Here is a 13,476-nt window from a genome sequence, read left to right on the forward strand (position 1 = left end):
ATATTGGCTGTAATCCACGATATATAGATAAAAAATATAGGGGGCATAGGCCGGAGGGTTGGTCGGTATAGGTAAGCTGTAGTCCCTGTTAGACGGGCCTCAGCCCTGCCTAATCCAAGGTGTAAGTAAAAGGAAAGATGTTGTTTGACTGTCTAAAATAAGTGGGATGTAATTGTTGGTTTTAGATGTATGTAATTGGTTGTGTGTTTTAGGTTGTTTGGTAGAGAATGAGTATATGATGACGTATATATTGATATCGCCTCAAATTGCATAATTGAATTTTGATCGAGTCAATTAAGAAAGTTCTGGCGCTTGTGTATATCGATCCGTCATATTCAAAGAAGCGTTATCCCAACAGGCGTTGAACCTCAGACAGCAGGTCCTCATTGCTGAACGGCTTCGCCAAAGCTCCATCAGCGCCAAGCTTCAGGGCTTCCTCAAGTCGTTCGTCACTTTCTCCGGAAACCACCAGAATTTTGGTAAAGAAGGGAAAGGTTTGTTTTTGCAGGAAGCGCAGGACCCCCATGCCGTCAATGCCTGGCATTCGAATATCCAACGTCAGTAATCTGGGTTTGAATGTGTGGAGGAGAGAACCTGCCAGGAAGCCATCACTGGCGACGACGGTTTCATAGCCGGCGTTACGAAGCACCCGCTCAATGGCTTTTGCCATGGGAGCTTCATCTTCAGCAATCAAAATACGCCGCGGCTGCCCCATCCATTCTTCCGGTTCTGGGATATTGTGTCCGCGCATGAAATCTTTCAGATCGGTCATCGGTACCCGATGATCTCCGCGACCGGGAAGTTTGTAGGCTCCCAGCTCACCCCGCTCAATCCAGCGGATCACCGTCCGAAAACTTACTCCGCAAAACTTGGCAACTTCAGTCGTGGTATAGACATCTTTCATTGACGGACTTCCTTTTTCAATGATTCGGTTCAAGTTAGTTCCGAATGTCAGGATAGTCAATTTAGATTTGGTGAAATGTTGTAAACGAATGGCTCTTCTTTTTAAGAGCCGAAGGCCTTAGACGCATTGAAACAGAAGTCCTTGGCTGAATCGAAAGCTGCAACCAAAAGCCTTGGCTGAACACAGGTTTCAAGGGATGATGGGTTACTGGTTCTGGAAGTTGAGGAGCCGTCGGCGCAGGAAAAAGCTGAGGTAAGCAGGGAGATGCCGATAAAAGTTAAATCACTGAATATTATCTATACTAAAGCCGTATGCGTACCGTAACAGCAGCCGTAATTGCTCTACTCATCACCCTGAATGTTGCCCGGGCGGAAGTTGTACGTATTACAAACGGGGAATGGCCGCCTTATCTGTCTGAAAACTACAATCACTATGGCGTTGCTTCCCACATTGTGACGGAGGCGCTGAAGCTGGAAGGGGTTGAAGTGGAATATGGCTTCTTCCCCTGGGTTCGATCAATGGAGTTTGCCAAGAGTGGATTGTGGGATGCGACCATTGTCTGGACCCGGAGTGCCGAGCGGGAAGCCTATTTTTATTTCAGTGACCCGGTTATCAGGATGGAGGTCGTCTTCTTTCACCGGCGAGACAAGGCGTTTAAATGGAGCTCCCTGGAGGATTTGAGAGGGTATCGAATTGGCGGCACAATAGGTTATTTTTACGGTGCTGAATTCGCCCGGCTTGAGGAAAGCAAAATACTCACTATCTCGCGTCTCCGCTCAGATGAGCAGAATCTGAAATTGCTGCTTGCTGATCGATTGGACTTATTTCCAATCGAACTGGAAGTGGGTTATGAAGTGCTGCGGCGCCACTTTACCCAGCAGCAGATTGATCTACTTACGACCACACGCCCATTCCGGGAAACCAGCTACCACATGCTCGTGTCAAAAGCCTCAGACAAAGCCGAAATGCTTCTAAACTCGTTTAATCGAGGACTGGAAAAGCTCAAGCAGTCAGGAAAATTTGACACCATGCTGAAATCTGCTGCGTTCGGTGCCTACTACCCTGTAGAGCCGTCGAATCCTAAGACGGATTAGACTGGCCAATAACGAATTAGGCTAGTCAAGAGTAGAGCCTAGAGCTTCATCAGATATGCCCGCTCTTCAGAGGCCAATTATCGATCAATCGATCCAGTGCACAGTTGGCGACACTGTCGGCCACGGCCTGTTTCTGCATATGGTCCATCGAAGGTTCCGATAGCCACCAGCCCAAAGGTACGTGAAAATTGTCACCTTCCGAAAGCCGGACGACATACATATTCTTGCTGAGCTCTGGCGCATCACAGGAGGTTTTCGATGATGGCGGCAAATCGTTGACGTCAATGCGCTTCATGTAGTCAATCGTTTGAGCGACACTGTAGACGGTTCCGCCACTTCTGGAGCTCAGTATTCCCTGTAGTGGGCTGGTAATCTCAGTGAAAGGGAGTGGCGCCGAATCCGGTTCCGGATTATGTCTGGTAATGTTGAAGTAGTTTGCGGTGAGTTCCTGGTCGTTTGGAATGGCAATCACTACCGGGACATAAAGGGTGGAATCCTGTTCCAGTTTACCTGTTTGTCTTAAATAACCGATCATGTCTCTGATACTGGATAGCCCGAAATTCTCAACATAGCCTCCGTCAATGATATGACGTCGCTCGACGGGAGCCTGTTCATTGTTGATGGTTCCGGGAGGGGTGACATAAGGGAATCGGGCAGCATTTAACGCCATGGTGCTTAGTCTCAAATCACAGGCGCTGTCGGCGGCCGGATTCGCGTCGGAAGTCATGCAGTGCATCTGTCTGAAAATATCGTACTTGTCGACGAACACAGTACTTTCGATCGGGAATGGCGCGGTAATAAGCACCGATCCTGTTTCCTGATGTGCTCCCATGCTCATAATGATGGGAGTCCAGAAACTTTCTTCTTTCGCCTTCTTGTAAAAGGCATTTACGCCGATGCCAAGACAGTTTTCCCCCCAGGTGTCGTTAAATCCGTTTTCCCAGGATTTTTCCAGTACGGCGGCTCTATCCCGTGAAAGGAAGTTCCAGCTGTTGATAGGGAAAAATCGATACAGCAGATCGTTATAAAGCATTGAAGTGGCAACTGGAGAGAGATAGTCCCTTCCCACGGATTGGTGCAATCCTTCCTTCAGATTCAGTCCCAACTGTATTTCGCGGGATGGATGATTTGTTTCCTGGGATGGGGTGCCTGTTTCTTGAGGTGGTGCACTTGTTTCCTGGGAAGAATCCCTTTGCCGACAGGCGGAATAACCGCCGTTCATCATATAGACAGACGGCGCATAGAAAACACTGCCAACGCTTCCGCCTGATACGCCGGCCGCAATAAAGACGTTGCGGTGAAAGCCCGGAATTCTTCTCTCCAGTTCAGCTAGAACCAGAGTGCTCCAATAGCTGGCTCGAAGTCCGCCCCCTTGATTGGCCACAAAAAATACCGGTACAAATTTGCGACCGGATTGGGAAATAGAGAGAAGGGGGGAATGGCTTTGGTCTTTGAATTGATTCCAGGCGTCATTAAAGGTTGGGTAGGCGAATGTGAATTCCTTTTCTGGAATTCGCCTCACAGCATGATTGTCCGTGTCAATAACCATGCTTACCACGATGGCATAGAGAAAAGTCAGAGTCAGAATGGGATAGGGCGTTTCCAGCAAGGACCAGGCTTTCAAAATTGGGAGCCAGTTTCTGATCGCCTCGATAATTCTGTGTCCAACGGTGTACATAAGGAGGGTGAGCGTAACCGTAATACTGCCAATCCCCACCAATATTGAAGCCAGGGTCCCAAACAGGCGACCCAGTGAGGCCGGGTCAGCGAGTGCGACAATTAACACGATGAGGTATATAAAACCTCCGATCAACAGCCAGGTCCGGCTCCTTAAAATCCAGTGTTTGCTTTGCTCGGAATCCAGGTGATCGCAGGTTGCCGATTGGTTTGTCCGTTTGACGATCAGCCACATCAGATAAGGGCGATAGATGACAAACAGCGTTACCAGTATCCCCGCCACCAGACTGATTGCCATGGCATAGTATTGTGAGCGGAGATAAGCCGATATCGCCAGCAGCAGTGGCAGCAATGAGGCATAGATTCGTGGGAGCCACTCTGCGACAAAAGGTGATATGCCGGGAGAGGGCGCATCCACGGCTCGAATTTTTCCGCCAGCTTTGAGAGGCGCTCTATGGTAGTTCAGGCTATCACTTCTGATGGACGCCATTCGGTAGAAAATATAACGTGCCGACCACCACAAAAGTAGCGAGCACCATGAGAGAGCGAAGCAGTAAGCGATTTGATATTTCAGCGGCCCTTCGTCATCTATCTGATACACCAGGTCAATGAACTGATCGTTGGTAAAGACCAGTAATCCCACCAGGGATATCATAAAGAAGGGAAAAAAGGTGGCACTGATACCGGCAAAAAAGCTGGAAAAAAACGATAGTCGCTGATGTTCGGTCACAAAATCCCCTCCGACGCCTCACTTGAAACAATCAGTGGAGGAAACATCTCTGCAATTCAGCTTGGGTGATCATGGGCTACCGTCAGACATGTGAGGCGGTAGTATCGACCAGGCGGTGCACAGAATTTTCATCCATTGAATTCCGTCCCTTACCACCTATGAGGGAGTGTTTTACTTCAACGTTGCCTAAATTAAAAAAGCACAACAAATGTTCTCAGATTGCCTAAACACTAGACAACTATCAGACAGTTATCAACTCTGGATGTTTAAGCGTATCCCCTCCAGATAGTCCTGCTATTCAATCCATGGCAAATGGCCGATCAAATCAGTGATGAGAATATCGTCAATAGTTACCTCGTAGTCTTAAACGACTATCTTAAGCAGTTTTCTTAAAAAGCGAGCACCCCGTCAATAATTTACGGGGTGGTTTTTGACTTGTTGTATTCGGTTTCCAGAGCCATCTCAAGATATTCGCTGATGGTCATCCCCGATTGAATCGCCAGGGTGGAAACCATTTTGTGCGCCATAAGAGTAAGATCGACACGCTTCACACCTGACACCTTGCCGGACTTTCGGCGGCTTCTCAATCGTGCCTGTTTGATGGAGTTTTTCATGGCGGCCCAGTCAGCAGCGCTGAACCACCTTTCGCACCAGGTGTTCAACTCGCCGGATAGCTCGCTGGCAGGTTCATATTCCTCAAGTGCGCATTCCCTTCTCGCAAATACGAGTTGGTCATCCACATAAGATAACCAGTCCAAATCTTTGATTTTATGATCAATCCAGCTCTTTGCGAACGGCATATCTGAGATGGTGATGGTGTATTTTTTCTTGGCCACTAAACGAATTACCCCGTAACTACAAATAAAGGTCTGCGCGCATTATAAAGAGATGAACGGGGTAACTCCACCGACTTTTGATGTCGGGTAACGGGGTAATCCTAACCGTTTAAACTAACGAGTAGCGGGGTAACTTTTTCGATGGGCGTCGTACGGTTACGGGGTAGTGAGTGTGATAAACAGGGCGCGTTAGGGTGTGATTTTAGTCGGGGAGACATAACGAGAATTCTGCTCTGTCAGGGGGCGCTCTGTTGGAGGAAGATCAGGTTGGAGGAGAATCAGGCAGGCAGGAGTTGCCCGACTAAGGTTTGTCACTCGCATAAAAGTCATCGATATACTGTTTGATCTTGTGATCGCGTTTCAGCTTTTTGAGCCCCCGGTTAAAGACCTCCATGAGTTTCGCGTTTGCGCTATTGGTTTTCGATAGCAGGAGGTGTAGGGACCGCTCATTTTCAGCAATGAGGCTTTTTGGGTGATGAGTAACCAGCTTTCGTTCCTCCGGCTTGAATTTTTGCTTCAGAATGAAATATCCAACCTCTGTGGTGATGGGGAAAATATCGATATGACCTGCCAGAAGCATGCGAAAGTTGGTCTCATCGGATTTTGCACGACTGATATTAAACTCCTGGGATTTTTCAGCGTTGCTGTAATCATCGTTGTACCCATAACCGATAGTGCCACCGATATGAAGTGATTTCAGGTCGCTGAATTTTTGCCAGTCGAACTTGAAAGATTTCAGGTGAAAGAAAACGGTCTGGCTCTCGATGATGGGGTCGCTATAGTAAAAGTCTTTGGCAAATTTTGCCTTGTAGCGCCAGACGCCGGTGCCGTCCAGTTTACCGTCTATCGCCATCTGCATCCCTCGTTTCCATGGTACAAAAACGTATTCAACCTTGATGCCTTCATTTCTAAAGGCTTCAGTGATGATGCGGGAGGCAATGCCATAATGCTCGAGGTTCTTTGAATGATATGGAGGCCATTCGCCATTGGCGAGATGTACGACATCGGCAGCATCGACAAACTGGCTGACAAGCATGGAAAGAAATAGTGCGATCAGATATCTATGTTTGGGCACATAAAATAGTGATGTAAAGGCTGTTGCTCTCAGTATAGATCAAAGGTCGGAGTTTATTTCTTTCGGATGCTTTACTCATGGTTAACCGTAGTGCTTTATCATCCGAATACGGTAGCGACTGTCATCAATGTTGTGCGGCCTAGCCCTAATGGCTGTATGGAACGAAAAATAGTTCTGATAAGATTTTTCCTTTTAAATCAACAAGGAACGGAAAAATGTTCAAGGAAATAGTCTGCACCCTGGGCGTAAGCCTATTGGCCTCACCCTTTCTAACCAACGCAGAGCCATTTCAAATCAGCAGTTCAAGAGCTGAGCCTACCTTTGCAGCAGGAGTGCTTTCCGAAGAAGGTAAATATGCGGTTGCCTGGCAGGGTGACGGTGCTGAGGGATGGATCGTCGATAATGTTGGCAAGCAGTATAAGAAGATTCAAACCAATACCTTGTCCGAAAAATTAAAGCCGAGTCAGATTTTACCGTTGGCAGATGAGCAGTTTCTCGTCGTCTATAACCGTATCGGCTATGACGGATATGGTGGTTACGGACAGATTTATGATGGCAATGGGATCATGCTCGGCGAGACCGTAAAGCTGACGGAGGATATTGAGGAACGGGTAGAATCAACTGAAGATATCTGGAGTGCCGTTTTGGCCAACGGTAACGTGGTTATCACCTGGGCGGAGCATCACAATAATATATATGGTGATATTCAGGGTGCCACTGTTTACGCTCAGATTTTTAGCCCGAATCTACAAAAAATAGGCCCCCCAATTAAGGTAAGTACGGATTATTCTGGTTCAGCAATATCTTACAGGAGCGATACACGGGTAACCGCTTTTGAGAATGGAGACTTCGTCGTCACCTTTGAAGCGAATAAATTCTACGGTAGGCGCTATACTCAATCGGGCTACCCAAAGAAAAACAGGGAATTCATCATTGGTGAAAAAGCAGACGTCGACCATGAGCCTCAGTTGCTAACGCTTTCGGACAGCCGCTATGTCGTGGCATGGACTGTATGGACAAATCGCGTCTTTGGCGAGCGGAAAACTTATATTCAGGTTTTGAGTGAAAACGATGTTCGTTTGGGAGAGCCGTACATATTGACCCATAACGGCAATTACAGAATCGAAATGGAAGGACTGACGAAGCGCTCTACCAGAAATTTTTGGGTTTCCTATATGTTTTACCAGAAAGGAAATTATCACCTGGCAACCGTTCCTTTCAGGCTGGAGAAAGATAACACCCTTGCTCCGGCAGGGGAGACATTATTGCTGGAGGATGATGCAAATTCGCATGATGACGAATGGTATAACTTTATCCCGGAACGGTCAGGCATCCTGCTAAATTATCGTGCGAATCGTTACTTAAATCTAAGTCTGGACTCTGATGGACGCCTCAGCGGAGAACAGCTCTGGACAAAGGATTGCGAAGGCGGAACCGGGGAGTGGACGCAGCTATGTTCTTCTCCGGCACCCCAAAACGATGATGATCTGTAAATGATATTTCCCTACTAAAGCAAGAGTAAAGCAAGAGCTTCAGTCGACACCTTTTTAGTGATGTCGACTGAAGTGACCGCTGATGTCAGGCAGTTATTTTTATCTACACGATTGACTCTGCGTTAGTCGGCTTCATCACTATGCGTCCATAGGCAATCAGCGCGCATACAATGAAGACGATAAGCCAATAAATCATCTGCCCGTAGTTTGGATTGTCTGAAAATATCAACACACCGGAAAAGAACAGCATTTCCATCCCGACACCTACCGCACCGACAGGTGCCAACATGGCCAGTTGTTTCTTGAACGCGGGAAGAATCAGGCAAAGACTGCAAAGGAACTCAAAGATAATTAGCGACAGCCAGACATTATGGGGGATGGCCTGCAAGGATGCTAAGGTGTCCTCGGAGTTAGTGAACTTCCATGCAGCTCCCATAATCGTATGTGCTGCTAACAGGATCTGGATAATCCACAAAAAAATATTCATAAATGGCTCCCTTGTTCAGAATCAATGATTTCAATATCGATGCCGCCAAGCCTTTTTTGATCCATTACAATCTCGATGGCGGTAATTTTTCCTCCCTCTATGGAAAAGCAGAACGCGACAACCGGTTTTCCTCCTGGGGCCCAGGTAGCGCCAAAAGCTCCATTTACGAGTGCAAGCTGAGCTGCCGCCGCTTTTCCTTTGAAGGTGTTGGCCACATTTTGAGCGCCTTTGATTTCAGGCTTAAAGGGAGGAGCTCCCCGGGATTTGTTGATTTCAGCAACTTTCACTGCAGTATCGTCTGCTTGAAGAGATACATCAGGATGAAGGAGTTTGATCAGCGCCTCAAAATTCCCTTCTCTTGAAGCTGCCAAAAAAGCAGAAATAATTTCTCTGGGACGTTCTACTTCACGCTCTGAATTGTCAAAGCCGATGACCCTCCGGCGTGCTCGGCTTGCAAGCTTTCTGGTTGCAGCTTCTGAGCGATCAATAACAGGCGCGATCTCATCAAAGGAAAGGTCAAACAGATCATGCAAAACGTATGCGATTCGTTCTGCCGGGGACAATATATCCAGGACGACAAGTAGCGCTGCCCCTACAGAGTCCGCCAGAAGTATATCTTTCTCTGGATTTGCTACCTCTTCATCAGAAAGCTCATAACCGCTTTCGTCAAGTTGCTCCTCACGCCACCTGTCTCGGGAGCGAAGTTTGTCCAGGCAAACTCTGGCCACGACCGTTGTCAGCCATCCGCCCAGATTTTCTATTTTTTCTGATTCCGATCGCGTGAGCCTTATCCAGGCTTCCTGAACCGCATCTTCAGCTTCGCCGGAAGATCCCAGCATTCTAAAGGCGATGGACTCCAGGTGATGGCGGGCTTCTTCAAAACTCTCCGTAAGCCAATCCTTCTTATTCATTTAACCATTATTCCTCTTTGATTTTTTACTTTTTGTTCCGCAGATTTTTAATGCTTTATAGGGATGACGATTGGTCTCTCTAAATTGTGACCAGAATACTGATTTATTTGCCTGCAAGCAGTCTTTCGCCATGAGAGGGTGTTGGCTGGAGGAAGTCTCCATGAAGCCACCTTTTTTGGCTTAGTGGTCTAAATTGAATAATAGTCACTCAGCTATGCTGTAACGGTAGGGCGCTTAATTGAGACTTTGAAATTAACGCACAACTTTAAATAGTCTCTATAACAATATGTAATAAAAGAGAAATATTAAAATTAAAGTAAATTCTTAAGTATTCGTAACTCGATTGGAGGATTCTGGCATGACAATCAAGATAGTCACTATTTGCGGAAGTGTTCGGCCGGGGAATTTCACTGCAAAGGCATTGAAAATTGCAGAAGACGAACTCAGGAAAAGTTCCGGACTGGAAGTAACTTCAATTGATTTAGTCCCTTTGGCATTGCCTCTACCTGGTATGCCGGCAAAAGATCCTGATGCTGTGGCAAATTTTCAGCAAACAGTTGCAGATGCTACAGGTGTTTTAATGGCATCTCCAGAATACCATGGTGGTATCAGCAGCCCAATGAAATTGGCGATCGACAATCTCGGTTTCCCCAGCAAACTATCGGGCAAGCCGGTCTCTATACTCGGAGTCGCTTCGGGCGTTATCGGGGCGATTAAATCTACCGAACAATTGCGGGCAATCTGTGCTCATGTTGGAGCTGTTCCACTGCCTCTTGCTGTATCGATCCCCAAAGTACAGCTGGCCTTCGATGCCGATGGGAATTGTGTGGATCAACATGTGGAGGACCTGATTCGCAGATCTGCCAGGAGTCTCATCGATTATATTCAAAATGCGGTTTGTCCCAAGATCAGCCTCGAAGCGATCTTGCGGGAGATGGAGGACGCATAACGCGGGAGGCTTCCATGAACCGGGAGGCATTGTAGGTAGGCGGAAGCCCCTTGCAGGTAAAGGTTCTGAGGAAAAAATGGTCAATCTCAAATATAGCCATATTGTTTTCTTGAATCACCGCTCCTTTGTTGCCAAAACTCTGAATTGAGCCAACGTCGCTCCAAGCCGTAAACATGGGCTCGGTTCTGACAATATATATCGTATTGCTGTAAGACTTTTTCGCTGAAGGGGGAGGTGTACGAGCGATCTTTCGCGAAAAAGGCGGCTACTTTATCGGCCGCCATCAGGCCATGGCTCAAGGCTTTGTATATTCCCTGCGCGGCAATGGGATCAAAACTTAATGCTGCATCCCCGATCGCGATCCAGTTGTCCTCCTCAGCCTTGGGTAGAAGACCCGAGTAAATGGGGCAGGTGAGATAACTGTGTGATTCAAGTTGGAGTTTGGAAATACTGGGTCCCACAAAGGTGGTTGCTGCCAGCGCATTTTCAAATGCCAGGTAATGATCCTCCCTAAGTGCATAAAGGGAGTCTTTCCCGGTGACGATCATGCTGACGACTTTGCTGTCGGGAAGCAGAGCCTGGTAATACCAACCCTCGGGTGTGGCTTCCAGTTGAATTTGTTTGACTCCTTTCCCTTGTTTGACCTGAGCAAACCGCACGATAGCAAACAGCTGGTCGTCTACCTGTTTCTGGATGTTTCGGGTGTGGGCAAATCGCGCCTTAAAACCGGTAGCGTCAACCACAAAGCGGGCTTTGACCTGAATTTGGTTTTTGTGGGATGTGTGGGCAAGATAAAGGGTGTGGGGGTAGTCCTCTTCGTTCTGAGTTTGTGCATCAATAAACTGAGTTGTCCAGCTTATTCGCGCTCCGCATTTTTCTGCGTTATCCGCCAGCATTTTATCGAATAACTGTCGGTTCAGGCGCCATGAGGGGCCCATTGGGTTGACGATGAAATCGTTATAGCCGACATCGGCACGCCCCCATACGGAAGCATAGCCCGGACAGGTTTCGTGTCCCGACTGATAGAAGTCTTTGGCGATGCCCAGTTGTTTCAGCAGTAGCATGGTTTCCGGAGGGCAGTTTTCTCCCACCCGTTCTTCACCTGGTGCCTGGCGCTCCACCACTAACACTGAAGCCTGGGTTCGGTTGCGAATGGCGATGGCCGCCGCCAGTCCGGCGGGGCCACCTCCAAGTATCACCACATCGTAAGTTGTATCAATCATTATTGAGTGGACTTTATTTGTGTGGGCAACCTCTTTTTTTCTTGGATGGATTGGCATTGAACGGCCAGCCCGGTACGGGGTCCGTGGCATCTCCAGGATTGGTCAGTTGACTTTGTACCTCAAGATACAGTTCTGGAGAGTAGGTTTGGGAATCGCTGTCGACATTCGTTCCCTGAACGATGATGCCAATTTTGTCCCAGTCCGTCACTGACTGCAGCGGGTCCTGGAAGGTTGCGGCGGAGGCTGGATTAACGGCATAGGTGCCTGGACCGCGAATCGACCATTTTTGCATCGGCAACACGTTGTTGTACACCTCTTCTGCCACATAGACTGCGTCTGGCCGTTGTGAGGGCCAGGACCAGTATAGAGTCGTTACTGAGCCGTTGCTCTCATTGACTCCATCGGTATTGATGGCCGTGGCATGAATGGAGCAAGAGTTGTAGTCCGTCTGCCATGGGATGGCCATGAACTTGGAAACATCTCCCGGTTGCAGCCCATCCGTCATGTCATGCAAGGGAATCCATCCGCTGCTCAAATACGGGGTGTCTTTCTGCAGTCCTTGATAGGTCAGAGGATAATGTTTGATCCGGAAAGGACCGGCGCCGCTGGTCTTCCAATCCTGTATATAAATGTCCTTTTCCATGATCGTGTAGCTGACTTCAATGCCGGGTACATAGCGCCCTCCAAGACAGTTGGACATGGATGCCATGTCGAGGATTTCGCCAGGTCCCAGTTTTCCAGGGTCTCCTTTGTCGAATTTTCCTTTGCTCCACTGTTCGAGTAGAAAATACTGGGTTTTGGTCACCGTCAGGAAGGAAGTCCCGGCAGCGCCCAGGGATAAAGGCATCAGCGGCGTTCCGATATTGGTCTCGTCAGCATTCGGATTTCGAATGAAGTTGAGGGCCGCCATGATGGTTTTATTGGGGTCGTCATCCTCATTGATCGATTCCACCGCAGAGTGAGCCTGTAGCGCCAACGGCGGCAGATTGGCTGTCCATCTCTGTAGATTGCAGGCAATAAAGACCGGCTGTATATCCTGGGTAAAGTTCGGGGTGTAGTGAGGGTTATATTTCTTTTCCACCTCACCGTCCGGTTTGCCGTAAAGGTCCGGTTGTAAATCCAGATCGCGGACAAACATGTTGTAGACGTCATCCCATACCGAAACGACATTGCGAATTTGGGGAGCATAAGCCGGGTCACCACAGACAACCCAAGCGCCAAACGCTTCTTCAGTGCTGTCATCCTCGAAGATGAGGGTCACTTTCACCGGGCCGTCTGAGGCAGAGTCGAACCAGCCCACATTGTTCAGGTCTCCGGTCATCTGGATCGGTACGCCGTATTCATCATATTGTCCGACCGCGTTTCCGGAGGCTGCCAGGACCAGTAGTCTTCCTTTGTCATCCGTCAGGATTTGGCCCAGAGTGTCCAATGGCCCACTTGGCTCAAACAGTTCGTCATTGGTGTCATCGGGGAATCGGATCGGGTAATCGGGCAGGGGTTCTATTTTTCCGTTATCCCCTATGCAGGAAGCCTGGGAACATTGGTTAAAGTTCGCCAGTTCCCGGGATTTAGCCCTGATGGCTCTGGGGCCGGCATCGATCATCAGGCGGTTTAACCGGTAGTCGGAATCGATTGTGCCATGCACTTCAGGGTTTCGTAATTGAGGAACCTGGCCGTCAGCATACGCCTCGATTCCTTTGTTGTTTACAACGTTGTAGGCGGCGGCTTTTTTATTCGCCAGATGGCAGGACCAGACAAGATCTTTCACGACTCTGCCGTCTGGCAGCCTGGTTCCCAGAGTGACTTCAATACCGTCGCCCCCTGGATAAGCCGTGGTCCCGTCGGTTTCGTAGGCAAATATGCGAAATCTTGCTGCCTGCTTCTTCAAATTACCCTCATCATCACGAAGGTCTTTGCTGGATACGGGGGTGTTCTCGGTGCCTTTTTTAATGGGTAAGCCACCTGTGACATCTGTTCCTTTTTGCGGAAGCCCGGCACTGGTCTCAGGAGAAAGAATGTACTCTTCGCTAGTGCCAAAGCGGGCAAAATTCACTGTAGGGTGTACCCTGAAAACGGTTTTCTTGTTCATGATTGATC

Annotated in this window: 11 protein-coding genes; 3 read left to right on the forward strand and 8 right to left on the reverse strand. The window is 48.4% G+C overall.

The features are described 5' to 3' along the window. Positions 1-346: 346 nt before the first annotated feature. Positions 347-904 carry a response regulator gene (locus BTA51_RS14550; RefSeq protein ID WP_094708407.1) on the reverse strand — a complete coding sequence of 186 codons (558 nt, stop codon included), beginning with the start codon at positions 902-904 and terminating at the stop codon, positions 347-349. Between the two features lie 311 nt (positions 905-1,215). Here BTA51_RS14550 and BTA51_RS14555 point away from each other — a divergent pair, with 311 nt between their 5' ends. Next, positions 1,216-1,998, forward strand: a complete 783-nt coding sequence (locus tag BTA51_RS14555) for an ABC transporter substrate-binding protein (RefSeq protein ID WP_094708409.1) — start codon at positions 1,216-1,218, stop codon at positions 1,996-1,998. A gap of 49 nt (positions 1,999-2,047) precedes the next feature. On the opposite strand, the gene BTA51_RS14560 is transcribed toward BTA51_RS14555, so the two are convergent. The 3 genes from BTA51_RS14560 to BTA51_RS14570 all read right to left on the reverse strand — a co-directional run bounded on the left by BTA51_RS14560 (position 2,048) and on the right by BTA51_RS14570 (position 6,316). After that, the gene (locus BTA51_RS14560) at positions 2,048-4,405 is read right to left on the reverse strand and encodes a patatin-like phospholipase family protein (protein ID WP_094708411.1); all 2,358 of its coding nucleotides are present in this window, start codon (positions 4,403-4,405) and stop codon (positions 2,048-2,050) included. A 416-nt stretch (positions 4,406-4,821) separates the two neighbouring features. Beyond that, positions 4,822-5,241, reverse strand: coding sequence for a hypothetical protein (locus tag BTA51_RS14565; RefSeq protein ID WP_094708413.1), 420 nt, complete (start codon positions 5,239-5,241; stop codon positions 4,822-4,824). Between the two features lie 301 nt (positions 5,242-5,542). After that, positions 5,543-6,316 carry an ABC transporter substrate-binding protein gene (locus BTA51_RS14570; protein WP_246841043.1) on the reverse strand — a complete coding sequence of 258 codons (774 nt, stop codon included), beginning with the start codon at positions 6,314-6,316 and terminating at the stop codon, positions 5,543-5,545. 215 nt (positions 6,317-6,531) lie between these two features. Here BTA51_RS14570 and BTA51_RS14575 point away from each other — a divergent pair, with 215 nt between their 5' ends. After that, positions 6,532-7,809 carry a hypothetical protein gene (locus tag BTA51_RS14575; protein ID WP_094708417.1) on the forward strand — a complete coding sequence of 426 codons (1,278 nt, stop codon included), beginning with the start codon at positions 6,532-6,534 and terminating at the stop codon, positions 7,807-7,809. A gap of 103 nt (positions 7,810-7,912) precedes the next feature. Here the strand turns inward: BTA51_RS14575 and BTA51_RS14580 are convergent, their stop codons facing one another. Both BTA51_RS14580 and BTA51_RS14585 read right to left on the reverse strand, forming a co-directional pair. After that, the gene (locus BTA51_RS14580; protein ID WP_094708419.1) at positions 7,913-8,296 is read right to left on the reverse strand and encodes a hypothetical protein; all 384 of its coding nucleotides are present in this window, start codon (positions 8,294-8,296) and stop codon (positions 7,913-7,915) included. Further along, positions 8,293-9,207 (reverse strand): sigma-70 family RNA polymerase sigma factor, encoded by a 915-nt coding sequence (locus tag BTA51_RS14585; RefSeq protein ID WP_094708421.1) that lies wholly within the window; start codon positions 9,205-9,207, stop codon positions 8,293-8,295. The genes BTA51_RS14580 and BTA51_RS14585 overlap by 4 nt, the downstream gene beginning before the upstream one ends. A 358-nt stretch (positions 9,208-9,565) precedes the next feature. On the opposite strand from BTA51_RS14585, the gene BTA51_RS14590 reads away from it, so the two are divergent. Further along, complete coding sequence (locus tag BTA51_RS14590; protein WP_094708423.1) at positions 9,566-10,156, forward strand: NADPH-dependent FMN reductase; 591 nt, start codon at positions 9,566-9,568, stop codon at positions 10,154-10,156. 86 nt (positions 10,157-10,242) lie between these two features. Here the strand turns inward: BTA51_RS14590 and BTA51_RS14595 are convergent, their stop codons facing one another. Together BTA51_RS14595 and BTA51_RS14600 are read right to left on the reverse strand one after the other, a co-directional pair. Beyond that, the gene (locus tag BTA51_RS14595; RefSeq protein ID WP_094708425.1) at positions 10,243-11,379 is read right to left on the reverse strand and encodes an NAD(P)/FAD-dependent oxidoreductase; all 1,137 of its coding nucleotides are present in this window, start codon (positions 11,377-11,379) and stop codon (positions 10,243-10,245) included. Between the two features lie 13 nt (positions 11,380-11,392). Next, a complete protein-coding gene (locus BTA51_RS14600) occupies positions 11,393-13,468 on the reverse strand; it encodes a LodA/GoxA family CTQ-dependent oxidase (RefSeq protein WP_168188180.1) in 2,076 nt (691 codons plus the stop codon). Positions 13,469-13,476 lie beyond the last annotated feature (8 nt).

This window comes from Hahella sp. CCB-MM4, from assembly GCF_002260525.1.
GTDB lineage: Bacteria > Pseudomonadota > Gammaproteobacteria > Pseudomonadales > Oleiphilaceae > Hahella.

What these genes read in the sequence shown, in the direction of transcription:
- BTA51_RS14550 (WP_094708407.1), bottom strand. Translation starts at nt 904, where the DNA reads ATGAAAGATGTCTATACCACGACTGAAGTTGCCAAGTTTTGCGGAGTA.
- BTA51_RS14555 (WP_094708409.1), top strand. Translation starts at nt 1,216, where the DNA reads ATGCGTACCGTAACAGCAGCCGTAATTGCTCTACTCATCACCCTGAAT.
- BTA51_RS14575 (WP_094708417.1), top strand. Translation starts at nt 6,532, where the DNA reads ATGTTCAAGGAAATAGTCTGCACCCTGGGCGTAAGCCTATTGGCCTCA.
- BTA51_RS14580 (WP_094708419.1), bottom strand. Translation starts at nt 8,296, where the DNA reads ATGAATATTTTTTTGTGGATTATCCAGATCCTGTTAGCAGCACATACG.
- BTA51_RS14585 (WP_094708421.1), bottom strand. Translation starts at nt 9,207, where the DNA reads ATGAATAAGAAGGATTGGCTTACGGAGAGTTTTGAAGAAGCCCGCCAT.
- BTA51_RS14590 (WP_094708423.1), top strand. Translation starts at nt 9,566, where the DNA reads ATGACAATCAAGATAGTCACTATTTGCGGAAGTGTTCGGCCGGGGAAT.
- BTA51_RS14595 (WP_094708425.1), bottom strand. Translation starts at nt 11,379, where the DNA reads ATGATTGATACAACTTACGATGTGGTGATACTTGGAGGTGGCCCCGCC.
- BTA51_RS14600 (WP_168188180.1), bottom strand. Translation starts at nt 13,468, where the DNA reads ATGAACAAGAAAACCGTTTTCAGGGTACACCCTACAGTGAATTTTGCC.